The organism is Streptosporangium brasiliense, assembly GCF_030811595.1.
Taxonomy (GTDB): Bacteria; Actinomycetota; Actinomycetes; order Streptosporangiales; family Streptosporangiaceae; genus Streptosporangium; species Streptosporangium brasiliense.
In genome coordinates this window covers 7,692,158-7,719,065 of the sequence record NZ_JAUSRB010000002.1, presented here as the reverse complement: position 1 = coordinate 7,719,065, position 26,908 = coordinate 7,692,158, and the positions used below count along the sequence as shown (strand labels likewise).

26 protein-coding genes and 2 pseudogenes are annotated in these 26,908 nt (G+C 69.9%); 17 read left to right on the top strand and 11 right to left on the bottom strand.

Going from position 1 to position 26,908, the window contains the following annotated elements:
* Positions 1–28: 28 nt before the first annotated feature.
* From J2S55_RS44400 to J2S55_RS44380, 5 genes are all read left to right on the top strand, one after another.
* Positions 29–322, top strand: coding sequence for a type II toxin-antitoxin system Phd/YefM family antitoxin (locus J2S55_RS44400; RefSeq protein WP_306873949.1), 294 nt, complete (start codon positions 29–31; stop codon positions 320–322).
* 59 nt (positions 323–381) lie between these two features.
* The gene (locus tag J2S55_RS44395) at positions 382–558 is read left to right on the top strand and encodes a hypothetical protein (RefSeq protein ID WP_306873946.1); all 177 of its coding nucleotides are present in this window, start codon (positions 382–384) and stop codon (positions 556–558) included.
* 203 nt (positions 559–761) lie between these two features.
* The gene (locus J2S55_RS44390; RefSeq protein ID WP_306873944.1) at positions 762–1,031 is read left to right on the top strand and encodes a hypothetical protein; all 270 of its coding nucleotides are present in this window, start codon (positions 762–764) and stop codon (positions 1,029–1,031) included.
* A gap of 228 nt (positions 1,032–1,259) precedes the next feature.
* Positions 1,260–1,847, top strand: a complete 588-nt coding sequence (locus J2S55_RS44385) for a TetR/AcrR family transcriptional regulator (protein ID WP_306873942.1) — start codon at positions 1,260–1,262, stop codon at positions 1,845–1,847.
* Positions 1,841–2,602 carry an alpha/beta fold hydrolase gene (locus J2S55_RS44380; RefSeq protein ID WP_306873940.1) on the top strand — a complete coding sequence of 254 codons (762 nt, stop codon included), beginning with the start codon at positions 1,841–1,843 and terminating at the stop codon, positions 2,600–2,602. Before J2S55_RS44385 ends, J2S55_RS44380 begins: the two co-directional genes overlap by 7 nt.
* A gap of 94 nt (positions 2,603–2,696) precedes the next feature.
* On the opposite strand, the gene J2S55_RS44375 is transcribed toward J2S55_RS44380, so the two are convergent.
* Genes J2S55_RS44375 through J2S55_RS44355 form a run of 5 tightly spaced genes read right to left on the bottom strand, consistent with a single transcriptional unit; the run spans position 2,697 to position 7,460 of the window.
* Complete coding sequence (locus tag J2S55_RS44375; RefSeq protein WP_306873938.1) at positions 2,697–3,512, bottom strand: carbohydrate ABC transporter permease; 816 nt, start codon at positions 3,510–3,512, stop codon at positions 2,697–2,699.
* The gene (locus J2S55_RS44370) at positions 3,505–4,383 is read right to left on the bottom strand and encodes a carbohydrate ABC transporter permease (protein WP_306873935.1); all 879 of its coding nucleotides are present in this window, start codon (positions 4,381–4,383) and stop codon (positions 3,505–3,507) included. The genes J2S55_RS44375 and J2S55_RS44370 overlap by 8 nt, the downstream gene beginning before the upstream one ends.
* 3 nt (positions 4,384–4,386) lie before the next feature.
* Positions 4,387–5,631: an ABC transporter substrate-binding protein gene (locus J2S55_RS44365; RefSeq protein WP_306873932.1), complete on the bottom strand. Its 1,245-nt coding sequence runs from the start codon at positions 5,629–5,631 to the stop codon at positions 4,387–4,389.
* 27 nt (positions 5,632–5,658) lie between these two features.
* Positions 5,659–7,263 carry a beta-N-acetylhexosaminidase gene (locus J2S55_RS44360; RefSeq protein ID WP_306873929.1) on the bottom strand — a complete coding sequence of 535 codons (1,605 nt, stop codon included), beginning with the start codon at positions 7,261–7,263 and terminating at the stop codon, positions 5,659–5,661.
* The gene (locus tag J2S55_RS44355; RefSeq protein WP_306873926.1) at positions 7,260–7,460 is read right to left on the bottom strand and encodes a hypothetical protein; all 201 of its coding nucleotides are present in this window, start codon (positions 7,458–7,460) and stop codon (positions 7,260–7,262) included. Before J2S55_RS44355 ends, J2S55_RS44360 begins: the two co-directional genes overlap by 4 nt.
* Positions 7,461–7,594: 134 nt before the next feature.
* Between J2S55_RS44355 and J2S55_RS44350 the strand changes: the two genes are divergently transcribed.
* Positions 7,595–8,761 carry an ROK family protein gene (locus J2S55_RS44350; protein WP_306873924.1) on the top strand — a complete coding sequence of 389 codons (1,167 nt, stop codon included), beginning with the start codon at positions 7,595–7,597 and terminating at the stop codon, positions 8,759–8,761.
* 60 nt (positions 8,762–8,821) lie between these two features.
* Here the strand turns inward: J2S55_RS44350 and J2S55_RS44345 are convergent, their stop codons facing one another.
* Positions 8,822–10,615 (bottom strand): discoidin domain-containing protein, encoded by a 1,794-nt coding sequence (locus J2S55_RS44345; protein WP_306873921.1) that lies wholly within the window; start codon positions 10,613–10,615, stop codon positions 8,822–8,824.
* Between the two features lie 572 nt (positions 10,616–11,187).
* Between J2S55_RS44345 and soxR the strand changes: the two genes are divergently transcribed.
* Entirely contained in the window at positions 11,188–11,655 is a 468-nt protein-coding gene (gene soxR, locus J2S55_RS44340; protein ID WP_306873918.1) for a redox-sensitive transcriptional activator SoxR, read from the top strand.
* Positions 11,656–11,727: 72 nt separating this feature from the next.
* On the opposite strand, the pseudogene J2S55_RS48705 reads toward soxR, so the two are convergent.
* Positions 11,728–11,889: pseudogene (locus J2S55_RS48705) on the bottom strand (transposase); the annotation flags it as partial.
* Positions 11,890–11,955: 66 nt separating this feature from the next.
* Here J2S55_RS48705 and J2S55_RS44335 point away from each other — a divergent pair.
* Positions 11,956–12,399 carry an HAD-IC family P-type ATPase gene (locus J2S55_RS44335; protein ID WP_442480501.1) on the top strand — a complete coding sequence of 148 codons (444 nt, stop codon included), beginning with the start codon at positions 11,956–11,958 and terminating at the stop codon, positions 12,397–12,399.
* On the opposite strand, the gene J2S55_RS44330 is transcribed toward J2S55_RS44335, so the two are convergent.
* Together J2S55_RS44330 and J2S55_RS44325 are read right to left on the bottom strand one after the other, a co-directional pair.
* Positions 12,400–14,508, bottom strand: a complete 2,109-nt coding sequence (locus J2S55_RS44330) for a glycoside hydrolase family 65 protein (protein ID WP_306873913.1) — start codon at positions 14,506–14,508, stop codon at positions 12,400–12,402. It lies immediately after the preceding gene.
* Complete coding sequence (locus J2S55_RS44325) at positions 14,483–15,241, bottom strand: HAD family hydrolase (RefSeq protein ID WP_306873911.1); 759 nt, start codon at positions 15,239–15,241, stop codon at positions 14,483–14,485. Before J2S55_RS44325 ends, J2S55_RS44330 begins: the two co-directional genes overlap by 26 nt.
* A 195-nt stretch (positions 15,242–15,436) precedes the next feature.
* On the opposite strand from J2S55_RS44325, the gene J2S55_RS44320 reads away from it, so the two are divergent.
* From J2S55_RS44320 to J2S55_RS44295, 6 genes and pseudogenes are all read left to right on the top strand, one after another.
* A complete protein-coding gene (locus J2S55_RS44320) occupies positions 15,437–16,288 on the top strand; it encodes a universal stress protein (RefSeq protein WP_306873909.1) in 852 nt (283 codons plus the stop codon).
* An 87-nt stretch (positions 16,289–16,375) separates the two neighbouring features.
* On the top strand, positions 16,376–16,810 hold the full coding sequence (locus tag J2S55_RS44315; protein ID WP_306875936.1) for a hypothetical protein: 435 nt from the start codon (positions 16,376–16,378) through the stop codon (positions 16,808–16,810).
* Positions 16,692–17,033, top strand: a pseudogene (locus tag J2S55_RS44310) (HAD family hydrolase); the annotation flags it as partial. The gene J2S55_RS44315 and the pseudogene J2S55_RS44310, both read left to right, overlap by 119 nt.
* A gap of 97 nt (positions 17,034–17,130) precedes the next feature.
* Positions 17,131–17,511 (top strand): hemerythrin domain-containing protein, encoded by a 381-nt coding sequence (locus J2S55_RS44305; RefSeq protein WP_306875873.1) that lies wholly within the window; start codon positions 17,131–17,133, stop codon positions 17,509–17,511.
* Positions 17,512–17,628: 117 nt separating this feature from the next.
* Positions 17,629–18,288, top strand: a complete 660-nt coding sequence (locus tag J2S55_RS44300) for a CBS domain-containing protein (RefSeq protein WP_306873908.1) — start codon at positions 17,629–17,631, stop codon at positions 18,286–18,288.
* 13 nt (positions 18,289–18,301) lie between these two features.
* Positions 18,302–19,303: an Acg family FMN-binding oxidoreductase gene (locus tag J2S55_RS44295; RefSeq protein WP_306873905.1), complete on the top strand. Its 1,002-nt coding sequence runs from the start codon at positions 18,302–18,304 to the stop codon at positions 19,301–19,303.
* Positions 19,304–19,563: 260 nt separating this feature from the next.
* On the opposite strand, the gene J2S55_RS44290 is transcribed toward J2S55_RS44295, so the two are convergent.
* Complete coding sequence (locus J2S55_RS44290) at positions 19,564–20,238, bottom strand: pyridoxamine 5'-phosphate oxidase family protein (RefSeq protein WP_306873902.1); 675 nt, start codon at positions 20,236–20,238, stop codon at positions 19,564–19,566.
* A gap of 635 nt (positions 20,239–20,873) precedes the next feature.
* On the opposite strand from J2S55_RS44290, the gene J2S55_RS44285 reads away from it, so the two are divergent.
* From J2S55_RS44285 to J2S55_RS44275, 3 genes are all read left to right on the top strand, one after another.
* The gene (locus J2S55_RS44285) at positions 20,874–23,318 is read left to right on the top strand and encodes a cation-translocating P-type ATPase (protein WP_306873899.1); all 2,445 of its coding nucleotides are present in this window, start codon (positions 20,874–20,876) and stop codon (positions 23,316–23,318) included.
* A gap of 196 nt (positions 23,319–23,514) precedes the next feature.
* Positions 23,515–24,381, top strand: coding sequence for a universal stress protein (locus J2S55_RS44280; RefSeq protein WP_306873897.1), 867 nt, complete (start codon positions 23,515–23,517; stop codon positions 24,379–24,381).
* Between the two features lie 344 nt (positions 24,382–24,725).
* Positions 24,726–25,472 (top strand): IclR family transcriptional regulator, encoded by a 747-nt coding sequence (locus J2S55_RS44275; protein WP_306873894.1) that lies wholly within the window; start codon positions 24,726–24,728, stop codon positions 25,470–25,472.
* On the opposite strand, the gene J2S55_RS44270 is transcribed toward J2S55_RS44275, so the two are convergent.
* Positions 25,423–26,361 (bottom strand): IclR family transcriptional regulator, encoded by a 939-nt coding sequence (locus tag J2S55_RS44270; protein WP_306875870.1) that lies wholly within the window; start codon positions 26,359–26,361, stop codon positions 25,423–25,425. The genes J2S55_RS44275 and J2S55_RS44270 overlap by 50 nt on opposite strands.
* Positions 26,362–26,908: the final 547 nt, after the last annotated feature.

The following is a 26,908-nucleotide window of genomic DNA, read 5'->3' as shown; positions in this document are numbered from 1 at the left end:
TCATGTACATGCGGCGTAGGGTGGCCGTATGACCATCGACTCGCTGGGCATCGCCGAAGCCCGATCGCAGCTCGGCACCCTCGTGGCCCGAGCCGTCCACGGCCACCAGCCCACCACGATCAGTCGCTCCACCAGCGAGCGCGCCGTCCTCATCTCCGAAGCCGACTACGAGGCGCTGCTACGGGCCCGCCAGGAGCTGGAGGCCGGCCAGGTCCGTGAGGCCATCGCCGCTCGCGAGCGGGGTGAGTCGACCATGCACCGCTACGAGAGCCGCGACGAGCTGTACGCCGACTTCGGCCTCGCGCCCGGCGATCGATCTTGAAGCGGCCGCTCGATCTCGCCGACGCCGTCCGCAGAGCACTGCACCAGGCTGCCCCTGGCTTGCGCATCGCGATCATCGACACTCTGCTCGACCTCACCGAGGAGCCCGAACCGCTGGGCGCCCGCCCCTACGGCGGCATCCCCGGCGCATCCGAGCTGCGCACCGACACCTTCCGCGTCGTCTACACCCATGGGGTGGATCACGTGTCGGTGTGGGTCCTGCAGATCAACACCTGATCCAGAAGGGGCCCGGAGCGGGCCGAAGACGCTGCGGACGTCCGACGTGCCGCCGTGACCGGCGGCGCCTCCGCCCACGGCCGGGTCTCCGGCCAGGCCCGCTCCGACGACGGCCTCCTCTCCCCGGATACGGATGATCGCTTCCGGAACCGCCGCCCGCACCTGGTAAGACGGAAGCCCGCACCTCCGATCGAGGACGCCGCATGTTCATCGATGGCAACGAGATGTTCGTCGACGACACCGAGTGCGACAGATATCTCGACGCGCTCTACCCCGGGAAGAGAGCGGCCGACCCGCGTGACCCCGGCGAGACGTTCCTCCATGAGGACGGGTTCTACCGCTGGGACAGGATGGGCGGCCACCGCGAGACCTACGCCGGGCTGCCCGTCGCCGGATTCCGTATGCTCACCGGCCGCGACACCACCCCCGACCCCTCGCGCTGCGCCGGCTCGACCTGCACCATCACTTCCTGAGTGAGGACATGGGCAGACGGATCCGGCGCGCCCTGCCCGGTGTCGAGATCGACCTCTCCGAACCTCAGGCACATCTGAGGACATGGCGCTACGTCGCCGTCGCGGAGTGAGAAACGTGATGCCGCCGCCGAACAGCCGAAGGAACGGGTGAGACCCGCGGCTTGCGCCGGTCGGGCACTCGGAGGGTATTCTATGAACAAAAAATCAGATTGTTCATATGGAGATACTATGCCGCCGGCGTTCTCCGAGGAGGAGCGGGCGCGGATCACCGAGCGGTTGCTCGACACCGCCACCCGCCTCTTCTCGACCCAGGGCCTGCGCAAGACGTCACTGGAGGAGCTGACGACCCCCGCGGGCATCGCCAAGTCCTCGATCTACGCCTTCTACGACTCCAAGGAGGACCTCTACTTCGAGGCCATGCTGCGGCAGTACGAGGGGGTGCGGCGGCGCGTGATCGACGAAGGGCTCAACCGCGGCACCGACACCCGCGACCGCCTGCGGCGCTTCCTGCGCGCCACGGTCGCCGAACTCGACACCAACCCGCTCTACCGGCGGCTGATGTCCCACCCCGAGGAGATGGGCGCGGTCGCCGCCAAGCTCACCCCCGAGCGGATGGCCGCCGCCGAGGGTGGCCCGATGGCCGATCTGCTCCAGTTCCTCGGCACCCATCTGGAAGGCGATCCGCAGGTGCTGCTCGGCGTGCTGCGCGCGGTCCTGCTGACCCCGCTGTACGCCGAGCACCTGGACGCCGACATCTACCCGGCCGTGATGGACCGCCTGATCGACGCTGTCACAGAAGGGCTCACCCCATGCTGAACGACCTGCCGTACCTGTCGGCCGGTGCAGGACCACCCCTGGTTGTCCTGCTCTACACCCCGCAAGCGGCCAACCCGAGAGGCTTGGCACGCTGGTCCACGATGCGCATGGTGCGACCGTTCACCGAGCATTTCACCGTCTACGTCGTCAACCGCCGACCTGGGCTGCCACCGGGCACGACGATGACCGACCTCGCCGCCGTCTACGCGCAGGCGATCAGAAGCACCTTCGAGGCCCCGGTGAACATGCTGGCCATCTCCACCGGCGGATCCATCGCCCTCCAACTCGCCGCCGACCATCCCGGCCTGGTCGACCGCCTCGTCCTGGCCGGCACGGCCTGCACCCTCGGCCCCGTCGGCAGGCGAGCCCAGCGCGCCTACATCGAGCGCGCACGCCAGGGCAGGCGGCCGAGCCCCGCGCTGGCCGAGGTCGTCACGGAATCGACGACCGGCCGAAGACTGCTCGAAGGCCTGCTGTGGCTGTCCGACAGCGGCCACGAAGACCACACCGACGCCGTCATCGTCCTCGACGCCGAGGACGGCTCCGACCTGAGTGGACGGCTGCACGACATCAAGGCGGCCACGCTGCTGATCCAGGGCGACAGGGACCTGGTCTACCCGCTGGAACTGGCCCGGCAGACGGTGGAAGGCATCCCGGACGCCCAGCTCGTCGTCTACCCGGGCCGGAGCCACAGCGGCACGTTCACCGACAGACGGTTCGCCCCGGACGCCCTGGCCTTCCTGACGGACAGTTGATCAACGCAAGCGGGGTGCTCCCGGCCGGGTCCGGCGAGGCCATCCCGACCGCCGTCGCCCTGGTGGCCGTCCACCTCGGCATCAGCTGCCGGGATCACCCCTTCGAGCCGGTGAAGGCGATGCCGGCGATGAGCTGACGTTGCATGACGGCAAAGAGAACGATCACCGGCAGTGAGGCCACGACCGACCCGGCGAACAGGATGGGGAAGTTGGTCAGGAACTGGCCGCGCAGCGAGGCGAGGCCGGCCGACAGCGTCATCATCTCCGGGTCGGTATTGACCACCAGGGGCCACAGCAGGCTGCTCCACGACCACATGACGGTCAGCATGCCGAGCGCCAGCAGGCCGGGTCTGACCAACGGGAGCAGGATGTGCCAGTAGATCTGCAGCGGGCTGGCCCCGTCGATCGAGGCCGCCTCGTCCAGCTCCCTGGGCAACGACAGGAAGAACTGCCGGAGCATGAAGGTGCCGAACGCGCCGAACACGCCCGGCGCTATCAGCGCCTGAAGAGAGTTCAGCCAACCGAGCCCCTGCATGATCTCGTACCGCGGGATGAGGAACAGCTCTCCAGGCACCATCAGCACGGCCAGGAAGAGCAGGAACAAGGCGCCCCTGCCGGGAAAGCGCAGCCGCGCGAAGGCGAACGCGGCCAGCGAGCACAGCAGCAACTGTCCGGCGGTCACGGCGGCGGTGACCACGACCGTATTGAGGAACTGCCTGGCCAGCGGCACCGACCGGAACACGTCGGCGAAGTTCGACCACTGCCAGGAGGGCGTGAACTTCGGCGGCACCCGCAGCGAGTCCGGCAGCGTCTGCAGTGAGACCACGAGCTGCCATGCGAACGGTGCGAGCATCACCAGCGCGCCGGCGGCCAGGAACACATGCGCCGGCCAGGTCCTGGGCTTACTCATAGTGCACCCACTTCTTCTGCAGCCTGAACTGGATCGCGGTCAGCACCAGGATCAGCACGAGCAGGATGACGGCGATCGCCGCGGCGAGCCCGCGCTGGTTCTGCACGAAGCCCGTCTCGTAGAAGAGGTAGACGATCGTGCGGCTGCCCTCCAGGGCCGGGCTCTTCAGGTCGATCATGAGGTAGACGAGGTCGAAGACCTGCAGCGCGTTGATCATCGTGATGACCACGACGAAGAACGTGGTGGGCGTGAGCAACGGCAGCGTGATGCGGAAGAACTGCCGCAGCCGCCCGGCTCCGTCGATCTCGGCGGCCTCGTAGTAGTGACGCGGAATGCCCTGCAGCCCGGCCAGGAACAGCACCGCGTTGTAGCCGATCGAGCTCCAGATCCCGACGACCGCGATGGCGTAGATCGCGAAGTCGGGGTCGCCGAGCCAGTACGGCCCGTCGATCCCCACCGTGCCCAGGACGTGGTTGATCGCCCCGAAGTCGCCGTTGAACAGGTAGCTCCAGGTCAGGCCCACCGCGGCGGGCATCGTGACCACGGGCAGGAAGTAGAGGGTCCGGTAAATGCTCAGCCCGCGCAGCCCCGGCACGTTCAGCAGCGCTGCGACGACGATGGACAGCGGCACGCCCGCCAGCACCAGCACCGAGTAGAGCAGGGTGTTGCCGAGCGCGCCGTACATCTCCTCGTCGGTGAACAGGTCGGCGAAGTTGGCCGTCCCCACCCAGGTGTAGCCGCCGAAGACGCCCGACTCGGTCATGCTGAGATACAGGGTCTGGGCGATGGGCCACAGGTAGAAGACGGCCAGACCCAGCGCCATCGGGGCGATGAGGAGATACCCCCACGCCCACTCGCGCCTGGAGTGCATCGGTTACTCCTTGGCCAGGATCTCGTTCATCTGCGTCGCGATCTCCTTGGCGACGTCGGCCACCGGCCGCTTGCCCGCCCAGGCCTCGGCGAGCAGTTTGTTCTGCACGTCCTGCCACTGCGCGGTGTTCAGTGACACCGGGTACGGCACGCCGTACGGCATCGAAGCGTTGTAGGTCTCCTTCAGGTGGAAGGAGGGGAAGGCCTTGAACCAGCCCTCCTGCGTGCCGTCACGGAGTGAGAGGGAGCCGCCGCCGGTGTCGCTGAGGATCTTCTGGGCCTGCTCGGAGGTGACGAACTCGGCGAAGGCCGCCGACTCCTTCGGATGCTCGCTCTTGGCCGAGACGGCGTTGGCCAGGCCGAGCAGGATGACGGCTTCCTTACCGGGGCCCGCGGGCAGCGGGGCCACGTCGATCCGCTCGCGGATCTCGGGGTTGGCCCAGAAGGTGGGGGCGAACCAGACGCCGCCGTACAGCATGCCGTACTTGCCGGACTGGAAGAGCGTGATGGGGTCGGTGTCGGCGTAGACCTCCGCCACGGGGCCGACCTTGTCCTTGATCATGCCGGTCCAGTACTCCAGGCCCTGGATCGAGGCGGGGTCGTCGAAGCCGCTCTTCTTGCCGTCCTGCGACAGCACGTGGCCGCCCGCCTGGAGCATCGTGGGGTAGAAGGCGCCCTGGTCCCACATGTGGGCGAGGATGCCGAACTGCTTCTTGGACGGGTCGGTCAGCTTCTTGGCCGCGGCCTTGACGTCGTCCCAGGTCCAGTCGGCGGTGGGGTAGGCCACTCCGGCGGCGTCGAAGAGCTTCTTGTCGTACCAGAGCGCCGGGATGCTCACGTTGTGCGGCAGGCCGTACAACTTGCCGTCGTAGCGGTATCCGTCGACGACCGCCGGGGGAAGGCCCTGGGCCTTCGACTCCTCGATCGGGGTGATGATCCCACCCTTGGCGTACATGCGGACGTTGAGGCTGTTCATCCAGAACACGTCGGGTGCGGCACCGCCGGACGCGGCCGTCTGGAGCTTGGTCCAGTACTGGTCCCACGGGGTGATCTCGAGCTTCACCGTGACGTCGGGATTGGCCTGCTGGAAGGCCGAGATGATCTTCTCCGCGCTCGCCTGGTCGTTCTTGTCCCAGATGGCGTAGCTGATCGTGGCCTTTCCTGAGGCTTCCGGCTGGCTGGAGGAACCGCAGCCGGCAGCCATGACGGTGAGGCCGGCGAGGCAGGCAAGGGGTAGGCGGAAACGCACGTTTGTCTCCAGGGGGGTGGGGGGTGTTCAGAGCCGCAGGTTGGCGGTCCAGTCGGCGAGCTCTCGGTCGATCTCGGCCCTGGTCCGGGGATGGCCGGGAGCGTCAGGGCGTTGCTGCCAGGGGTGCGGGCCGGTGGCCGGGCGATATTCCACACCCAGGGCGTCGAGCCGCTTCTCGTGTACGGCGAGCCGTACGAGAAAGTCCTCGAAGTCGCGCTCGTCGCTCCACATCGCCTCGGCGAAGGCGGCCAGTCGCGGGAAGGCCATGTAGTCGAGGAGCCGGGGCGAGTCGATGTGCTCGGTCCACAGCGCCGCCTGCGCGCCGAGGATCCTGCTCCGCTCCTCCCCGGTGAAGCCGGGGGGGACCGGATCGAAGGCGTGGACAGCGCGCAGGGAGGTCACGCTGCCGATCGGCACCGGCTCCTGCTCGCCCTCCGCCTGGCGGAAATCCAGGTACGTCTCGGCGAACGGGGAGACGACGACGTCGTGGCCGGCTCGCGCGGCCATCGCCGCGCACCTGTCGCCGCGCCAGGCGGCGACGGTGACGCCCAGTGGCAGGCCACCCTCCATGAGTTCGTCCCAGCCGAGCGGCTTGCGCCCGCGCGCCAGCAGGTAGTCGGTGAAGTGCCGCATGAGCCAGCTCTGCAGCTCATCGGCGTCGCGCAGGCCGAGTTCACGGATGCGCTCCTTGGCGGGAACGCTCTCGTTCCACTGGGTCTTGGGGGTCTCGTCGCCGCCGACGCAGACGTACTCGCCGGGGAAGAGTTCGAGGACCTCGTCGAGGACATCGGTGAAGAAGGCGATCGTGTCGTCGGAGACGTTGAGCACGTTCTCGCCGACGCCCCACTCGGTGCGCACCTCCAGGGGGACGTCGAGGTTGCCGAGCTCGGGGTAGGCGGCGATGGCGGCCTGGGTGTGGCCGGGAAGGTCGATCTCCGGGACGACCGTGACGGAGCGGTCGGCGGCGTAGGAGACGATCTCCCTGATGTCGTCCTGGCTGTAGAAGCCGCCGTGCGGGCGCCCGTCGAACAGGCGATGCCGCCTGGCGCCCAGCGGGGACTCGCGCCGCCAGGCGCCGATCTCCGTGAGCTTCGGGTACTTCCTGATCTCCAACCGCCAGCCCTGATCGTCCGTCAGGTGCAGATGGAGGACGTTGAGCTTGTGCGCGGCCAGCAGGTCGATGTACCTCAGCAGGTCGTTCTTGGGCAGGAAGTGCCGCGCGACGTCGATGATGCAGCCGCGCCAGCCGTACTTGGGGGCGTCGACGATCTCGACCGCGGGGATGCTCCAGGTTCTGTCGCCGGTACGGCCGGCGCGGAAGGCGGCCGGGTCGAGCAGCTGGCGAAGGGTCTGCGCCCCGTAGAAGGCGCCTGCCTGGGCCGAGGCCTCGATCAGCACGGACTCCGTCGTGGCGGTGAGCCGATATTCCTCGGGCCCGAGGCCCACGGTGTGGCGGATCTCGACCCCGCCGGGGCCTTCGCGCAGCGGTAGGCCCGTAGCCGGGGTGAGGGCCCGGCGGAGCCACGTCGCGGCGCCGGCCAGCACCGGGTCGGCGGTCAACGGCGTCGCGGCGGTGAAGGTGAACCGCTGTTCTCCGAGTGTGCAGCGGGAAGGCGCCGGGATCGGGGTCACAGTGCCCGCACCGTCCGGGTCGCGCGGGCGCGTTCGGCGGCCCGGACGACGAGGTGCCCGGACAGGGCTCCGGCCGGCGCGGCCCGCCTCGCCGGGTCCGGGTCGGCCGCGATCCGCGCCCGGCCGCCGGCAGCCGCCGCCCTGGCGTAGATCTGGCCGCGCGCTCCTGACCCGACGACGGCTGTGGTCACTGTCATTTTCGGACCCCCTTTATTACAGAGTCCATAGATATTCACAGAAACGGCCTTGCCGTCAAGACCTTCTGTACTGGATGATCCAGCCGGACACCGGCGATATAGTTCAGAGACCATTGATAGTGAGGAGCAAGCCCGTGCGGGTCAGCGGTGGGGACCTTCAGTGGCTGCGACAGCAGAACATTCTGAACAGTCTTCGGGCCCTGCGTGAGGCGTGCGCACCACTGACGCTCACCGAGTTGGTCGCGCGGACCGGGCTGTCGCGAGCCTCCGTGGGCGACGTCGTCGCCGAGCTCCAGCAACGTGGCTGGATCGCCGAGGTCGAGCCCGCGCCGGGCACCTTGGGCAGGCCCGCCAAGCGCTACCGTTTCCGCACCGACGCCGGGCACGTGCTGGGCATCGACATGGGAGTTCACAAGGTCCTGGCCGTGGTCACCGACCTCGCGGGCCGGACTGTCGCCAGCGGCCGGGTCGCCGTCGACCGGCACACCGCCCGGCATGAGCGGCTGGAGGCCGCGTGGCGGGCCATCGACGCCGCGCTCGTCGCCTCCGGCCTGGCGGTCTCCGACATGTGGGGCGCCACCGCGGGGAGCACCGGCGTCGTCAACCGGGAAGGGGTGGTCACCCGGGTCAACGACCTCCCCGACTGGCCCGGAGTCGACCTCGCCGGCCATCTCGGGCAGCGGCTGTCCTGCCCGATCACCATCGAGAACGACAGCAAACTCGCTGCCCTCGCCGAGCAGCGGCTCGGCGTCGCGGCAGGCGTTCGAGACCTTGTCTACCTGCACGTCGGCCGCCGGCCCGGCGCTGCGCTCATCCTCGACGGCCGGCTTCACCACGGGTTCAGCGGGGCCACCGGCGAGGTCGGCCTCATGGAGATCACCGGGTGGCGCACCATGGCCGGCCACCTGGAGAGCTGTCCCGCGGCCGCAGGCGCATCACCCCAGGAGGCCGCGCGGCTCGTCTTCGACGCGGCCCGCGCCGGAGACCCCGGAGCCCAGGCTGCCGTCGATGCCTACGCCCGCCACCTCGCCCTCGGCGCCGCCGCCATGGTGCTGACGCTGGATCCTGAGCTGGTCGTCCTGGGCGGTGGTTTCTCCCGCTCGGCCGACGTCCTGCTTCCCGCTCTCAAGCGGGCCCTCGAACCCCACTGCCTGCGCCTTCCCGAAATCCGCCCCTCGACGCTGGGTGAGGAATGCGTCGCCTTGGGCGGAGCCTGCCTGGCGCTGGACCATGTGGACGAGTGGCTCTTCTCGCTGGAAGGGACCATCTCCGGCCCCGCAGCCCCTCAGCGTCTCCCCTGACACCGCTGCTCTCGAAGGGGCGGCCGAGCAGGATTCACCTTGCTCGGCCGCCCCTCGTCGTCAGGCCTTCTCGTAGGGGATGATCTCGGCGAGGGCGGAGGCGCCGCCGATGCCGTAGTCGGAGCGCAGCCTGATGTATCGGGCCGAGACGCCCTGGAGGCTGACGTCGTTGGGCGCGGTCATGCGGGGCCACTCGACGGCCGTGACGTCCCTGAACGTAGTGCCGTCGTCGCTGACCTGCACCATCCCCTTGAGGATGGTGCCGTTCATGTTCGTGCGCAGCTTGGGCTGGAACCGTACGGCCGACAGTTCCCTGACCCGGCCGAGGTCGACGGTGATGGTGTGCGGCTGCGGCGGGACCACGGGGTAGTCGGAGTGGAAGTCGGTGGTGAGCTTGCCGTCGACGGCATTGCGCGGGTCGCCGATGCCGGGTTTGAAGGTGCTGGCGGTGGCCTTGAGCTCGGCGGGCGGGATGCGGCGCCCGACGGGCTCCGTCGGCCAGATGTGGCGTCCCTTACCGGGCTCTTCGGTCACGGGTTCCCGGTCGGGCCCGGTGCCCTTGCCGCGGATCAGGACGTCGGTGATGACGGAGCCGTGGTCGGAGTAGAAGGGGTACTGCGGGTCGAGCGGGGTCTGCTGGTGGCGGGGCAGGCGCCGGACGTCGGCGCGGGAGCCCAGGACGCGGACGTCCTTGCCGCGGGCGAAGACGTAGTCGATGCGGCCGGGGATGGCGCCCATGCCGTGGAAGGGGCTCCACGTGCGGCCGGGGTACATGCCGGCGTCGGCGTTGGCGTAGCGGAAGGTGTCCATGAAGCCGGCGTCGGTGTAAAGCTTGGTGTACGGCCAGGGCAGGACCACACCGCCGTGGCCGGGGGCATTGGCGAACTGCTCGCTCCAGTCCAGGTGCGACTGCGCGTTGAGGTCGCCGCCCATGAGCACCGGCGCGTCGTCGTCGCCGATGAAGGACGGGATCGCCTTCTCGAGGATGGCCTTGCCCATGGCGACCCGGCGGAGGTTGTCGCCCTCCAGGATCTGTCCGTCGGTCTTGGTGCGCGGGAGGCCGTGGGTGTTCTGCACCGCCGCGTCGTGGGTGTCGCCGTAGGCCCAGCCGTCGTGCCAGGTCCAAAGGCTGAAGGCGTGGACGTGCTTGCCGTTGGGCAGGCCCAGCCGGGCGCCGCCGATGTTGAAGGAGTCGATGTCGGCGTCGGCGTAGCGCGGGTACACCTTCTCGACCTTGAGCTTGGTGTACAGCCACAGGTTGTCGCCGTTGTGGCTGTAGTCCTCGGGCGTGGTGAGCTGCACGCCCGTGAAACGGTCGCCCTCGGCCCGCCCGGCGTTGAGCCCCTCAAGGATCTTCTGACCGGACCCGTACCCCTCGACCACGAAGAGGATGTCGGGGTTGACCTCGTTCATGTAGTCGATCATCTGGGTGAGGTTCTCGCCGGTGGTCTCCTTGCGGTCGAACGTGCCGCCGACGAAGAGGTTCCACGCCATCAGCCGGAGCGGTGAGCCCACGTGCTTCTCCGGCAACGAGGTCACGGAGACGTCGACCGTCACGTCCTTGTCGGGGAGCACGAACGGGCGGCTGCGTACCTGCCCTTCACGGCTGTAGAGGGTGTCTCGCGCCCATACCTGGTCGCCGCTCCTGACCGTGGTGACGAACTCCTCGACGCGGTGGGGTCGTGGTTTGCCGGTGGCGACCACGGTGCAGGTGCTGCCCGGGCCGTTGCCGTCGCAGTCCAGCCGGTAGCTCGGTCTGGTGCCGCGGTCGGCGGCGGCTGCGGTGGTGTTCGTGGCGGCGAGCAGTCCGGTCAGGGCCACGGCGACGGCGAGGGGAGGGGTCAAGAGGCGCATGGCATTCCTCCAAAGCGAGATTTCTGTGGGAGATGGCGCCGAGTAGGCGCGGCTGACGTGACCTCTGCGGGCCGTCACGGCTGGTCGGCACATGGTCGCCCATTATTGACAAGCTCCAGAGGAAGTTCTTCCAGGTACAGGATCTCCTACCGGGATCATTCCCGCAGGAGTGTCGCACCGCAAGGTCTCCAAGGTTAATATTTATAGAGTCTGCAATAAAGAGCCGGGTTCATGGCCGTCGGCGGCACGGGCCCGCTGATCCTTTCGAACCGCGGACCGACCTGGATCTCCGAGCTGCCCGGAGGTGAAGTGCGGGCCGGCGCGATGATCTGCGAGCGCCCGGCTCCGTCGCGGACCGGGGCGCCCTCGATCAGGTGCTCCACCTCGCCCCAGACCCCGTTCTCCACGGGCTCGCGATCGTCGGGCACGGAGAAAGCGGAATGGACACCAGATGCCGGCCTGCGTTGCCGGTCGCACCCGTGACCGGAATCGTCTTGCTCTCGTTCGGATCAGCCATGCCGGCCATGCTCGGACTTAAATCGATGTTTAAGTCAAACCATAGGATCTGGGACATGAGCACCGTGCCCTGGAACACCAAGGAACTGACCATCGGCGAGCTCTCTGAGCGCAGCGGCGTGCCCGCCTCGGCGCTGCGCTTCTACGAGCGCCAGGGCCTCATCCACAGCCGCCGCACCACCGGAAACCAGCGCCGCTACCACCGCACGACACTGCGCGTGGTCGCCTTCATCCGCGCCTCGCAGAACGTGGGCATCCCGCTGTCGGTGATCGGCGAGGTCCTGGCCATCCTGCCCGAAGGCGCCGCCCCGACCGAGCAGTTCTGGATCCGAGCCTCCGACTGCTGGCGCGAGGAGCTCAACGCCCGTATCGAACGGCTGGAGCGGATGCGCGACCTGTTCACCGAATGCATCGGCTGCGGCTGCCTGTCCTTCGGACAGTGTGCCCTGGTCAACCCTCGCGACCAGCTCGCCGAGAAGGGTAGCGGACCCCACCGCCTCACCTCAGAAGCACCGGCCCGGTAGTGCTCTGTCAGGTGGTGGGGTCTGCGGCCGGCTGTACGGACCGGCACGATCACGGACTGCGATGTCAAGCTTCAGCGGGCAGGAGGCGAGATCGGTCACGGCGTGCACGCTGACGCCGATCCGGCAGTTGCCGGCCTTGCCCAGCGTGCCGCACTACTGCCGGGTCACCCCCGGTGAGGCGCTGCCGTCCCGGGGGAAGCCGGTGTCGTCGATCACCCACGCGTGCGGGGCGATCACCTGGGAAGGACCGAGACCGCCTCTGCGCCAGAGGCCGACCTCGGCCTGACCTCGGGCGGCACCATGACCGGCACCGACATCGCCGCACTGGACGACGACGTCCTCGCCGCCGTCGCCGAGACCACCACGATCTTCGCCCGGGTCTCTCCGGAGCAGAAAGCGCGGCTGATCCGGCTGCTGCGCCGCCGCGGACGGGACGTGGGATTCCTCGGCGACGGGGTCAACGACGCGCTCGCGCTGCACGCCGCCGACGTCGGGATCGCGCTGCCGTCATCGCCGCTGTCACACGCGCTGGGATTCACCACACTGCCGCCCGTGTTCTTCCTCACCCTGACCGGAATGGTCATCGCCTACCTGATCCTGGTCGAGTCCGCCAAGAAGGTGTTCTTCGCAGGCCCTGTCGACAGGCCGCCCACTGTCCGCCGCCGCGACCATGTCCATCACATGCAGCGCCGGGCCTCCCGGTTCAGCCACCAAGGTCCGCTGCCCGGCCGCACCGGCCGGTGATCACGGTCGAGCCTGTGCCTCGAACAGGCAGACGACCCCGGCCATCGCGCCGAGATGGATCCCCTCGGCGGTGGTGCCTCCCTGGAGGTCTTTCACGTCGTTGTTCAGCGCCTCCACCAAGAAGGGGTGGGAGGCGCCGGGGCGCAGGCGTGCCAGCACCCCGGCGTGGACGACCGCGCTCAGCGTGGAGCCGTGGCAGGTGCGGGCCAGGTAGTAGTCCACCGTCCGTGCCGCCATCTCGGCGTTCCACTCGTAGCCGAGGCCGGTCAGGATCTCGCCGACCCCTTCCTGTCCCAGCAGGTGCAACAGCATGAGCACGTCGGCCTGCTTGGAGACCTTGTACCGGTTCGGGGTGTCCCCTTCGGCCTCCAGAATGCGATCCAGCCGCCGGATGTCTGTGTATTTCTCCCGGTAGGCGGCCCAGTCCAGCTCCTCCAGCGCCGCGTATCCCTCGAACTGGCTGATCACCCCGTCGTGGAAGTCCACCCGCATCCGCCGGGACATGTCGGTGAAGAGGTCGAGCTCCTGTCGGCTGACCCCTGCGGCGCCGACCAGGTCGATCATGTCCAGGACCCGGCGCATCAGCCACGCGGTCATGACGTTGGTGTAGGCGTTGTTGTCCAGGCCCGGCTCGGCACGGCCCGGGTAGCCGTCGTGGTATTCGTCCGGGCCCATCACGCCGCGGATCGCGTAACGCCCCTCCTCGCGGGTCGCGATCGAGGCGAAGAACCGGGCCACCTCCAGCAGCAGCTCCCCGCCGAAGCCCGCCAGGAAAGCGGTGTCCTTGGTCGCCCGGTAGTGCTGCCACACGTTGTAGGCGACGGCCAGGCCGACATGGCGCTGCAAGTGTGAGCGGTCGGGCAACCAGCGGCCGGAGCGGGGGTTGAGGTGCAGGTCCGGTGTCTCCTCCCGGCCGTCGCTGCCGCTCTGCCAGGGGAACATCGCGCCGGTGCGCCCGGCGGCGTGGGCGGCCCAGCGCGCCTCGGGCAGGCGCCGCCACCGGTACCTGAGCAAGGCCTGGGTGATGTCCGGAAAGCGGGGTGCGAGAAAGGGGAAGGCGAACAGCTCATCCCAGAACACATGGCCCCGATACGCCTCGCCGTGCAGGCCCCGGGCCGGCAGCCCGGCATCGAGTTCCGCGAGGTGCGGGGAGGCCGTCTGCAGCAGGTGGAAGAGGCACAGGTTGAGGATCTGCTGCGCCTCGACGTCCTCGGCGGTGACGTGCGCCCGCTGCCACAGCCGGTCCCAGGCTCGGGCGTGCCGCTTGAGCAGGGACGAGAAGCCGCCCGCGCGCACGACCGCGGCTCTGGCCGCGGCCTCGCTCTCGGTGATGGCCCGGTCCCGGGAGGTGTACAGGGCGACGACCTTCTCCACGGTGACCGCCTCGCCCGCTTTCACCTCGACGGTCCGCTCGTCGCTCACCCAGCCCTCCTCCACGCCGGTACGGCAGGGCCCGCCGGCCAGCGTGGTGCGAGCGGCGAGCGCGATCTCCACACGGGAGGTGGCGGTGCGTGCCAGCAGTTCGATCACGCCGTGGGCGGCGTGCCCACAGATCGGCACCAGGTGCTGGTCGGCCAGCCCGCGGTAGCGGGCGACGCCGGCGTTGGTGACGCGCCCGTCAAGCACCGAGCGGATCTCCAACGGTCCGCTCCAGTTCTCCGCGACGACCGTCATGGTCAGAGCCGCCAGGTGAGGGTCGTCCATCGAGACCAGGCGACGCTGCTCCACCCGGGTGATCCGCCCCCGGGAGTCGCGGACGCGCAGCAGCCGGGTGAGAACCCCCTGGCGCATGTCGAGCGTATGACGCTGGGCCAGGATCTCGGCGTCGCCGGGAGCGAACCAGTCACCGCCGTCGGCGCGGAAGGTCAGCGGCAGCCAGTTCGGCACGTTGACGAGATCTTCGTTCTCCGTCGAGCGGCCCGCGACCTGGGAGACGAGCCGGTCGTAGCAGCCGGCGACGTAGGTGCCGGGATAGTGCACCCCGTCGGCATGTGATTCCGGCACGGCGCCCCGGGTGGCGAAGTAGCCGTTGCCGAGTGTGGTCAGCGCCTCCCTCAGCCCCTCCCGCGTGGGATCGGAGCCGTCATAGGTGAGGAGCCAAGGGTTCACATCTTCTCCCGTGAAGTTGTAGTTGGGCCAGGTCGGCGACGACGAGATCGGCGCCGGCGGCCTGCAGGGACTCTCCGTTCCCGCGCCGGGCGACACCGATGACGACGCCGAAGCCTCCCGCCCTGGCCGCCTGCACACCAGCGAGGGAGTCCTCCACCACCGCCGCCTCGCCCGGCTTGACGGCGAGCCGCCGAGCCGCCCGCAGGAACAGCGCCGGGTCGGGTTTCCCCGCCAGTCCCAGCCGGGCGGCGTCCACGCCGTCGACCCGGATGTCGAACAGATCGGTGACTCCGGCCGCGCGAAGTACCTCGGCGCAGTTACGGCTGGCTGAGACAGCGGCCGTACGCACGCCGCGGCGGCGTAGCTCGCGTGCCAGTTCGGCGGTCGCCGGGAAGGGGGCCACGCCGTGCTCATGGATCTCCGACAGGAAGGAGGCGTCCTTGCGCGCAGCGAGATCGGCCACCGTGCCCGGGTCCGGCACGATGCCGCGGGAGCCGAGGAAGTCGCGGACACCGTCGGTCCTGGACTTTCCATCGACGTGACGAAGGTAGTCCTCGCCCGTGTCGAACGGCCGCAACCACTCCCCGGACCGCTCGGCGCGCTCGCGCAGGAAGGCGTCGAACACCCGTTTCCACGCGGCGGCGTGCACCATGGCCGTGTCGGTGATGACCCCATCGGTGTCGAAGATCATCGCGGCTGTCCGTTCAAGGTCCACGACTACGGAAGGCGCCATCGCGAATCTCCCTTCCATCTGCACGGTACGGTGCTGCTCACCGCCGTCGGCAGGGCTGATCGGCCCTAGAAACCAGGGACCTTCGTCGGTAGATCAGGTCTCACATCCGGGAGAGGGCGAAGGTCTCCCTGCCTTGGGACGATCGCCTCTGGCGAAACCGCCCGTGCCGTGCTCCGATGGGCGGCGGGGGAAGTCATGACTGAATCGATCGCCGTCGGAACGGACGGCTCGGCCGCCGCGACCGCAGCCCTGGCCTGGGCGGTCGATGACGCCGTCCGCAGGGGCTTGCCCTTGCGGATCGTTCACGCCGTGGACCGCTGGCCGCACGACGTCGCCGAACTTCCCGCACCGGGTCGGCCCGACCACTTGTCGCGCCTGGGTGAGCAGGTGCTCGCCGAGGCGCTCACGGCCTCCGCCGAACGCGGGCCGGAGGTCTGCGTGACCACCGAGTTGATCGAAGGGCCGCCGGTCGAGGTCCTGCGCGAGCAGGCCGGGGCGGCCGTCGAGTTGGTGATCGGCAGTCGTGGCCTGGGGGGTTTCGCCGGATCACTCCTCGGTTCGGTCCCCATCCGTGTGGCGGGTCACGTGCCCGGTGCCGTGGTGGTCGTCCGGCCGGGTGGCGGACAGACACGCGGTGAAGTGGTCGTGGGCATCGACGGTTCCGCCGAATGCGAGCCCGCTCTGGGCTTTGCCTTCGAACAGGCCGGACTGCGCGGATGCCCGTTGCGGGTGGTCTACGCCTGGCAGGCACCGGTTCACGGGGTCACGCCTGAGGGCGCCCGCGACATGGACGAGATTCGGGAGGGACAACGCCGGATGGCCGCGGATCGGCTGGTCGAGTGGAGAGAGGCGTTCCCCGCGGTCGATGTCGTACAAGAGGTGACGTGCGCGCACCCGGTACCGGCTCTCGTGGCCGCCTCGGCACGAGCCGACCTGCTCGTCATGGGGTCCCGCGGCCTCGGCGCCGTCGGATCGGTCCTTCTGGGCTCCGTCAGCCGGGGCGTGCTGCACCACGCGCACGGCCCGGTGGCGGTCGTCCGATCCTGACCGCCGAGCCGTCCATGGGCCGGAGGCCGTGATCAAAGCGGATCTCCGGCCCATGGGCGACTCAGGCCGCCGCGGGAGGCCGAGAACATGAGGCGGTTCGCCACCATTGCCCTTCTCGTAGTCACCACGACCGGATTGCTGGCCGGACTCATACTTCACCTGGCCGGTGACATCGTGTGGACGGTGGTCACCGGCGCGGCCGTGGTGCCCGCGACCGGATGGGTGATCTCGGCGCTGCGCAGCGGCCGGCTGGGCGTGGACGCCATCGCCGTACTCGCCTTGGCCGGAGCGCTCGCCGTACGGGAGTACCTTGCCGGCGCATTGATCGGCGTGATGCTTGCGACCGGCCGGGCGCTGGAGGACTACGCTCTGCACCGGGCCAGGCGTGACCTGAATGCCCTGTATGAACGCGCGCCGCATTCGGCCCGGCGCTTCGAGGACGGGGTGCCTCGCCGTTGCTCGCCGCACCCGCGGCCATCGCCTCCGGGCTGTCTCATACGGCGCGACACGGGGTGGTGGTGAAGGGGGCGGAGCCTTGGAGAGGCTGGGCCAGGCCCGTACCTTCATCCTGGACAAGACCGGCACGCTGACCGCCGGACGGCCGCAGGTGGTCGACGTCGTGGCCGCCCCCGGTGCCCGCGCCGACGACGTGCTGCGCCTGGCCGCCGCGGTGGACCAGATGTCCTCTCACGTGCTCGCCGCCGCGATCGTCGAGGCCGCCCGCGCGCACCGGGCCGTGCTGCCGCAACCGGCTGAGGTCCGGGAGAAGCCGGGCATCGGGACCACGGGGCTGGTGGAGGGGCACCGGATAGAGGTCGGCAAGGCCACGGCCCCCTCCCGCACTGATCCGCGAGACAGCCGACGAACTGGGCGGAACTCCCTCTGCGGCGTCCCTGGACCGGCTGCGGGAGGTCCACCGCTTCCTCACCGAACGCCTGCTGCCTCACGAACGGGCCGAGGAACAGCGGCTGTATCCGGCGATGGGACAGGTGCTGGGCAGCCTCGAGGTCACGATGACCATGAGCAGGGCGCACGCCGAGATCGAACGCCTCGTGCGGCGTCCGGGAAATCACCTTGCCCTCGCCGAGGCCGCCGGGATGCGGCTGGAGCAGCTGGACGACCTGCGTGCCTGCCTCTACGGTCTGCACGCCGTCTTGGTCCTCCACTTCGACCAGGAGGAGGAGGCCTACTTCTCCCTGGCCGCCGACTCGTCGGCAGCCTGAAGCCGGACTATTAGTGAGAAAACAGGCATAAGTCCTATGCGAGGGGGACTTTCGCCGCTGACGCCCTCGACATCACGGGGGGATCGTCGTGACTGAGGGTCTTTGAGGAGGTCAGTCATGAAGATCTCAGATGTCATGGGCACCAGAGCGGTCGCGGTGCGGCCGGAGGCGTCCTTCTCCGAGATCGTCGAGGCCATGCGGCGTTTCAAGGTCGATGCGCTCACCGTCATCGACGCCGATGGGCACCCCATCGGCGTGGTCTCCGATGATGACCTGCTGCTCAAGGAGACCGACCCCGTGTCTGCGGGCAGTGTCTTCGACAGCCATCGCAGACGCCAGGAGCATCATAAAGCCGCAGGCATCACGGCCCGAGAGGTGATGACCACCCCAGCGATCACGGTCACGAAGGACACCACCGTCCGGGACGCGGCACAGCTGATGCACCGCTACCGGATCAAGCAGCTTCCCGTGATCGAGCCGGCCACCGGACGTCTCGTCGGAACCGTGCACCAGAGCGATCTGCTGAAGGTCTTCACCCGCCCCGCCGAGGAGATCGACCGCGAGATCACCGAGATCTGCGACCGCCTCTACGTCGACCGGGAGCACCTGACGGTCGACATCGAGGCGGGTGTGGTCACGCTGACGGGTCATGTCGGCTTCCGCTCGCAGATCTCCCGCCTGGTCGCGGCCGTCCACGGGATCGACGGTGTCCTCGACGTGGACAACCGCCTGGCCTACCGATCCGACGACCTGGCCCCCTTCCCGCCCCTTCTGTGACGGAGGTGCAATCATGAGCGCCCGCACGAGCGAGGAGATCGCCTCGGCGATCCACACGGCGGTGCAGGCCGCCGTGTGGGCGCCGTCGGTGCACAACACCCAGCCGTGGTCCTTCGCCGTCGACGGCGAGGAGATCTCCCTGCGGGCCGACAGCGACAGGAAGCTGCGGCTCGGCGACCCCGCGGGCCGGGAGCTGCTGATCAGCTGCGGCGCCGCCCTGATGAACCTGCGGCTCGCGCTGCGCGTGCTCGGCTGGGAGCCGCGGGTGCGGGTGCTGCCCGACCCCGACCGCCCCGCCCTGCTGGCGACGGTGCGGATGGGGGAGGCCGCCGTCGCCGACGAGCACACCCGGCTGCTGCACGGTGAGATCGAGCGCCGCCGCACCCACCGCGCCGGCTTCACCGAGCTGCCCGTGCCGGACCGTCTGGTCGAGGCGCTGGTGGCCCAGGCGGAGGCCGAGGGGGCGCGGCTGACGCCGGTCCGCTCGGAGGCCGCGGTCCGGGTGCTCGCCGCCCTCACCTGCGCCGCCCAGGACGTGCAGGCCCAGGACCGGCTGTTCACCCTGGAGATGATCAGCTGGGCCCAGCCGCCGGGAAGCTCCCGCAAGGAGGGGGTCCCGGCCGAGGGCTATCCCCGCGAGCCCCGACGGACCGACCCGCACTTCGCCCAGCGCGACTACGCCCACGGCCACCCCTGGGGCAGCGGTGCCGACCAGTTCTTCTCCGCCTCCACCGGGACCGTGGCGGTGCTGACCACGCCGGCCGACACCCGCGAGGACTGGATCGCGGCCGGTCAGGCGCTGCAGCGCGTCCTGCTGCACGCCTCCGCCTACGACGTCGGCGCGGCCTTCCACACCCAGGCGCTGGAGACGTTCCACCTGCGGGAGTTCCTACGGCAGGAACTGCTGTCCGGCCGGCACCCTCAAATGATCATGCGTCTGGGCTACACCTCCGACGACAGCGCGGGCGTCCGGCGGCCGGTCACCGACGTGCTGCAAGAACGCCGACCCAACTGATCTGAAGGGGGTGTCGGTAAGACTCACGCCCCCAGGTACACGCGAGCTCGTCGGCGCAGGCGACGACCGCGCCGGGCGGCGGGTCGGTGTACAGGCCGACGACCGTCGTTCTTCTGCGGCGGAGTCCGGGGCCTTGCTCGTGGTCCAGGACCGGGTGCGGCGCCGTCTCACCCCCTCCGCTCACAGGATCCGGCGTATCTGGGAGCGGGCAATGTCGATGCCCTGCTCACGGGTGGCGGCGGTAAGAGCATCCCGGACCCTCACGGGCCGTGCCAGATGCGGCGGCCGGTGATCTCGGCAGGAGTGATCTTGACGTAGAGTTCGCGGTCGCCGCCGGCCCAGGGCCGGACATTCAAGGTCATCACGGCCGCCTGTTCCTCGGCGGTGGAGACGTGGTGGACGCCACCCCGGATGAGCACGCTCCAGCCTTCGCTGTTGGCATCGTCGATCCGATCGACCTCGAAGGCGATTTTGAACTCGACGCCGTTCACGCCGGTGCTCAGGTTCGCGTCGAACGGGCCGCCGAAGGCGGTGCGGAAGATCACGGAGCCTTCGTGGAGGACGTAATTGACCGGCAAGATCATCGGGCCGCCGAGGTCGTTGAAGGCCAGTCGGCCGACCCCGCCGGGGGAGATGAGCCGTAGGCACTCCTCCGTGTCCAGCTTTTCCAGCTCAGGATGACGGGCGGCGGTGCCTCGCCCGGGCGGGAGGTCGATGGTTCCGCCGAGCAGCTCCGCGGTGCTGGTATCCAGAGCGTAGGCCAGGCGATTTATGGTCTCGATGGCAGGTGCGGCCGCCCGCTGCTCCACGTAGGCGAGGTAGGCGGGGGCGATTCCGGCACGGTTCGCCAGCTGCTCCCGGTCGAGGCCGAGGCTTTCACGTCGCCTGGCGATCCGGCGGCCGAGGTCACCAGGAGCATTGAGGCGTTCAGTCATGGGCTTCTCCCAACAAAAGGCGGAAATCGTCGGCGGAGACCAGGTGCGCGGCGGTGGTCGGCGCTCCTTGCTGCAGCAGCGTTCTTGAACTTCTCTCATACGGTGGGTCTGCTTCGGATACGACGCCGAGCCTTCACGGCCGGCCCCTGAGGATGTCCTTTCGTCAAGAACGCCATGGTGAGTCGTCAAGAACGCCATGGTGAGTCATCAAGAACGCTATGGCGAGGGGAAGCGGAGAGAACAGGGCCAAACGTCCTGTCCATTGCGGCCGGGCGACCTAACTTGTTCAGGTGCTTGACTCGGGTGATGTCCGCGGCCTGTGCGGGAAATCTGGTCGGACTGCCCGCCACAATGGCCGTACGGCTCTGTCCTGGGGCTTGAGCAGCAACCGGACGGTCAGTGGCGTTGGTGAGCCAACCGCAGGTCAGTCCCACCCGCACGCCAACGGCACTTCCTCCGCCTGCGGAACGGCCCCATCGCCCTGGTGGTTCCCGCCGTCATCGGCGGCAGACGCGTTCCGCAGGGCAGCCCTGATCAGCCACGGTTGACAAAGGCCGAAGGTCCCTCACCTCGATGGCCTTCGCCTCCCGCTCCGGCCGCCGGCTCGATGATCTGCTGAACGTATGCAGGCCGACATGGACACCCTGCCGGGCCTCAGCGAGGCTGAAGCCGCCCGACTGCTGGACGGATACGGACCCAACGAGCTGCCACGGTCACGACCTCCCACCTTGCTCGCCCGCTCGGCCAGGCAGCTCGCCGATCCGCTGTCGATCCTGCTGCTGATCGCCGGACTGGTGACGCTGGTGGTCCTGGCCGAGGTCCCCGAAGGCGTGGCGATCCTGACCATCCTGCTGGTGAATGTGGTCATCGGGGTCAGCCAGGAGGTCAAGGCCGACCAGGCGGTCCGTGCGCTGCGCAACCTCACCGCGCCCATGGCCAAGGTACGGCGCGGCGGCATCACCCGGCGCCTCCCCGCCGCAGAGGTCGTGCCCGGCGACGTGATCGAGGTCGCGGCCGGCGACCGGGTGCCCGCCGACGCTCGCGTGGTCAAGGCGAGTGTCCTGGGCGTCGACGAGGCCATGCTGACGGGGGAGTCACAGTCGGCCGACAAGCGGGCCGGCGGCGCCACCGGCCTCGGCACCCTGCTCGGCGACCGTGATGGGGAACTGTTCTCCGGCACCCTCGTCGTCCGCGGCGGGGGGATGGCCGTCGTGGAGCGGACCGGCGGCGCAACCGAGATGGGACGTATCGCCAGCGCCCTCGAAGGAGGGTCGAAGGGACCGTTGGAGATGGATCTGGCGCAGGCGTCCCGGCGGATCGGCCTGCTCGCCGTGGCGGCGGGTGTGGTCATGGTGTTGATAGGGCTGACCCGGGTCGGCCGGGGCGAGGCCGCGCTGCTCGACATCGTGCTGGCCGGGGTCGCGCTGGCCATCGCCGCCGTCCCCGAGAGCCTCGCCGCCGCGGTCACCACCGCCCTGGCTCTCGGTTCGCAGCGGATGGCGCGGCTGGGCGTGATCGTCCGCCGGCTTCCGGCGATCGAGGCTCTCGGCGCCACCACCGTCATCGCCTCCGACAAGACCGGCACGCTGACCACCGGGCGACTTACGGTCGTCGACCGGGTGCCCGTTCCCGGCGCGGACCTGTGGCGGGCCGCGCTGCGCTGCAACGACGCCCGTGACGGGCTCGGCGACGCGGTCGACGTGGCGCTGTGCGCAGCGGCCGAGCGCAGCGGGGCCCGGCTCGCCGACGGCGAGGCGCGGCTGGCGACCCGGCCCTTCGACGCCGAGACCCGGTCCATGGCCGTGGTGACCACCGGGCCGCTGCTGACCGTGAAAGGAGCGCCGGAAGTCGTGCTGGCCCGCTGCACGGCCGGCGAGCAGACACAGCACCTGACGGACGCCGTGGCAGGCCTCGCCCGGCAGGGATTGCGCGTGCTCGCACTGGCCGAGGCGGACACCGCGGATCTGGACACCGACGGGTTGCGCCCGCTCGGTCTGGTGGGGTTGCGCGACGAGATCAGGCCCTCGGCCCGTCAGGCGGTCGCCGACTGCCGCGCGGCAGGCATCCGGGTCGTGATGGTGACCGGAGACCACGGCGACACCGCCCGGGCCGTGGCAGAGGAGGTCGGCATCCAACCTGACCCCGTGGTCACCGGCGTCTCCCTCGACGGGGACGACAGGAGCGCGCGGCTGCGCGGGGCGGCCGTGCTGGCCCGCGTGGACCCGGCCACCAAACTCGATCTGGTCCACGCGCTGCGCGAGCACGGTGAGATCGTCACCATGACCGGCGACGGCGTCAACGACGCACCCGCGCTGCGTCACGCGGACGTGGGCGTGGCGATGGCGGGCGACGAGGGAACCGACGTCGCCCGGGAGGCGGCCGCGGTCGTCGTCACCAACGGTGAGCTCGGCACCATCGTCACCGGGGTGCGCGAGGGACGGCGCCTGCACCACAACGTCGCCTCGATGATCGGCTATCTGCTGACCGGGAACCTGGCGGAGATCATCCTGGTGCTCGTCGGCCTGATCATCTGGCCAGACCTGATCATCCCCCTGCTCCCCGTGCACCTGCTCTGGATCAACCTGGTGCTGGACGGCATCCCCGCCATCGCCCTCGGCGTCGACAGGCCCGCCGGGGACCCTCTGGCACTCCGTCCACGGCGGGGCGGTCTGCTGTCCGGTGCTGTGCTCGGCCGCGTGGCGGTGCGATCGCTGATCGTCGGTCTGCTCGTGATCGCCGCGGTCGAGGCCACCCGGAGGATGGGCTGGAGCGCGGAGCAGGTCCGCACCCAGGCGGTGCTCACGCTGGTCTTCGCCCGGCTGACCCTCGCCTACGTCGTGCGGGCCCGCAGGTGGACCTTCGAACACGGCTGGTGGCGCGGCCGCACGGTCCTGGTCGCGGTCACCGCCACCGCGCTGCTCCAGGCGCTCGTCACCCTCGTGCCCCCACTCGCCGCCCCGCTGGCCCTGGTGCCGGTGCCTGCGGCCGGGTGGGCGATGGCCCTGGCGGCAGCGGCGCTCACCCCGCTGCTCTGCGACCTCGCACGGCCACTCGGCAGAAAGGAAGCCGACGTCGGCTGACAGCAGAACCCCACGGCGGGTTCAGCCGCTCGGCGCCCTCCGCTTCACGACGGCGACAGCAGGCCGCCGGTTGTTCCGGCGGTGATCGGCAGAGGGGGCTCCAATGGTGACCGGAGGTCCCATGGAGAAAGGACCTTTGCCGGTGTCGCCGCCATGCCGTCCAACGATGTGATGAGAGCGAGGAAGGGAGAACATCATGATCCTGGTAGGAGTCGACGGCTCACAGGCCGCGCTTGAGGCCGTGAGCTGGGCGGTACAGGAGGCCCGGCTCCGCGACGCCGGGATGCGCATCGTGCACGTCATGCCGGCCTGGCCGCTGGAGATGGCCGAGGACGCCCCATACGCCGACGTGGGCCGGTGGATGCGCGACGGGGCCGCTTCCATGCTGACGGACGCGGTGGAGCGAGCCCGTGAACAGGACGACCGCGTCGAGGTGGAGTCGCTGCTGCTGCCGGGCGACCCCCGGCTCGCCCTGACCGAGGCCGCGGAGGACGCCGACCTCCTGGTGGTCGGCAGCCACGGGCTGGGCGGGTTCTCCGGCATGCTGCTCGGATCGGTCGCGCTGGACGTGGCCGGACACACCTCCTGCCCGGTCGCCGTCATCCGGAACCTGCCCACGCAGGAACGCAACGAAGTGGTCGTCGGCGTCGACGGCTCCCCGGCCGGCGCGGCCGCCATCGAACTCGCCTTCGCCGAGGCGTCCCTGCGCGGCGCCGGTCTGCGGGCGGTTCACGCCTGGAGCCGGCCCATCGCCGGCTGCGGCCCCTTTGCCCTGGAGTCCGCGCAGGAGACGGCCGAAGGCGAGCGGCGCCTACTGGCCGAGGCGCTGGCGGGCTGGAGCGAGCGCTATCCGGATGTCAAGGTCACCGAGCAGGTGGAGCACATGCACCCGGTGGAGGCACTGAGGAACGCCTCGGCGCACGCCGACCTATTGGTCGTGGGATCACGCGGACGCGGCAGCCTCGCCGGGCTGCTGCTGGGCTCGGTCAGCCACGCGCTGCTGCACCACGCCGCCTGCCCGCTGATCGTGACACCCGCTCCGGCGACGCCTCGGCACACCTGATCAGAAAGATCACCCTGTGGGCGATCGTACGAATGGGCGGAGACACTTCCCCCTTGTCGCCGGCCAATCCAGAGCCGTTGCCCGGCAGAGGCCTGAGAGCATCAGAAGCGGACCACGGCAAGGCGGCGCTGCGCGCCGAGGTGAACCAGCTACGCACGCGTGTCGACCCCGGCTCCGATCGAGCCGGGGAAGACCGGGGAAGAAAGGTGAACCGGGATTCGAATTCCATCGCACTCCCCGAGCGGGGGAGTTGCGACGACCACTGGAACGGAAGCGGCAAGGCCGCGCCGCAGAGGCCCTGTCCGGCATGCCGGAGGCGACCGCGACCTCGATATCCTCTGCGGGTGAGCGCTGGAACCGTTAAGAGCATGGGCAGGGGCCTGAACGTGCTGTTCGCGGCGGCCGCCGCCGTCGAGCCGTCGACCTCGACCCAGATCGCGGACCGGCTGGGGCGCAACCGGGTCCAGGTGTCGCGGAGTCTGCAGAGTCTGGAGACGGCGGGCCTGCTCACCCGCGACCCGAGCACTCGTGTCTACAGCCTGAGTTGGCGACTGCGCACCCAGGCGACACGGGCGGCGAGGGCGCGGCTACTGGTGGAGGGACCCGCGATCCTGCGGGAGGCGGTGGAGGCGACCGGGGCGAGCGCGTTCCTGGCCGAAGTACGCGGGGACGGCTCGGTGGCCTTGCTGGAAGATGTTCCGGCGGGATTGTCCTGGGTGGGCCGCTCGTACCCGCTGTACTGCGACGACGCCGGCCAGGCCCTGCTGTGGGACTGCACCCGCGAGGAACTGGAGGCCGTGTTCGCGGGCACCGAGTTCATCGCCTACGGCCCGGCGGCGCCACGTGGGGTGGCCGAGTTCGAGGCACGGCTGCTGGCCGCCCGGGAACGCGGCTACGCGGTCGTGGACGGCGAGTCGGAGCCGGGAGTGTTCGCGGTCGCCGCTCCCGTGCGGGACTTCTCCGGCCGGATCGTCTGCGCTCTGCACACCGAGGGCCCCTCCGCGGTCCTGGCCCCGCTGGTCGAGCGGCACGGGGAAGTGATCAAGGGGCTGGCCGACCGTCTCTCCGCCCTCCTCGGCTGGCGGCCCTGACCCCCAGCTTCTTCGCGGCCTCCACCACCGACGCCGCGATCTCGCCGGAGCGGTCGCCCAGCCGGAACCGGGGCACGGCCACGCTGAGCGAGGCCACGATGGCTCCGGGCCGGTCGCGGACAGGCGCCGAGAAGTCGACCACGTCGTGTTCGAACTCGCGGTCGGCGACCACCACTCCGGCGGCCCGGTCGGCGGCGTTGCGGACCGCCAGCGCGCGGACGTTCCGTACGGCGAGCGGACCGCCGCCGACGAACTCCACCGCCTTGAGCAATTCGGCCAGTTCCTGCTCGGAGTGGTCGAGCAGCAGCGCCCGGCCCGGCCCGGTGCACCAGAGCGGCGTCACCGCTCCGGGGGCCGCCACCACATAGGACGACCAATGGCTGGACTCGACCTCCACCGTGAGCGCCACGCCCTCTGAGCGCACCGAGAGCCACGCCGGTTCGTGCCAGCGGGTCACCAGCCCGCGCAGCAGCGGCCGCGCGGCGGCCGCCAGGCCCGCGTCGCCCGCCGCCGCGGCGAGCGCGAAGTATCCGGGACCGACGCGCCACCCGCGTCCCTGCCCGTCCCGCTCGGCCAGCCCCAGGGCGGCCAGGTCCTTGAGCATGCGGGAGATCTGAGCCTGGTCGAGCCCGAACTGCTCGGCAAGCTGGGCGTTGCCGGGGTAGCCGGTCGAGCCGAGTTCCGCCCGCGGCGCTGCTGCGCGGCGGGCTGGGCTCCGCGCTGCTGTACGGCGTGCCGATCCTGGGCATGCTGCTCGTCCTGCCGCGCGACCAGCTCGGCACGCCCTCGCACGGGGACACGAGCCGCAGTACCGCTGCCGGCTCGACAACCACGCCTCGGTGGCGGCGGCCGGATCGGCCGGCCTGACCCGATTCGGGGCCTGGGACATCGTCTCGCCGGACTCAGCCGTGTAGGGGGACAGGGCCCAGATACGACAGAAACCCGCCATGGGAAGTCGAGCACCGCGACCTGAAGGCCCGCGTGGAGGATCGGACCGGATTCTGGCGGTAGCGAAGGTGCGGCCGGAAGACGCGGATGGAGGCCTCCGAGGCCGCTGGTAGAAGGAGCAGCGGGGGACCGGATCCGGCGCTACGGAGCGATTGTGCTCTGAGCGCCGGATCCGGTTTCTCAGCGTCGGCAGCGGCCTTGGCCGCAGCCCAGACGATGCGCTCGGTCAGCAGCGCCTTCACGGGCAGGTAGGGCCTTCGGCGCCGCAAGCGACGTGGTGTTCAACCTTGCTGTCAGGCCCGGCCGCGTGACGCGTGCTGATAGGACATGCTCGGCGTCATCGGGGTTGAGGAACCCAGGAACAGCCGTTGGCGCTGAGAATGATCTTGCGCGGACCGCGACGTCCAGCGTCGGCTCGATGACGGCCCCGGTAAGCGGGCCGCCGAGGGCGTGGATGCTGCGAGTGGGCGTGTCCGTTGGAAGCGTGA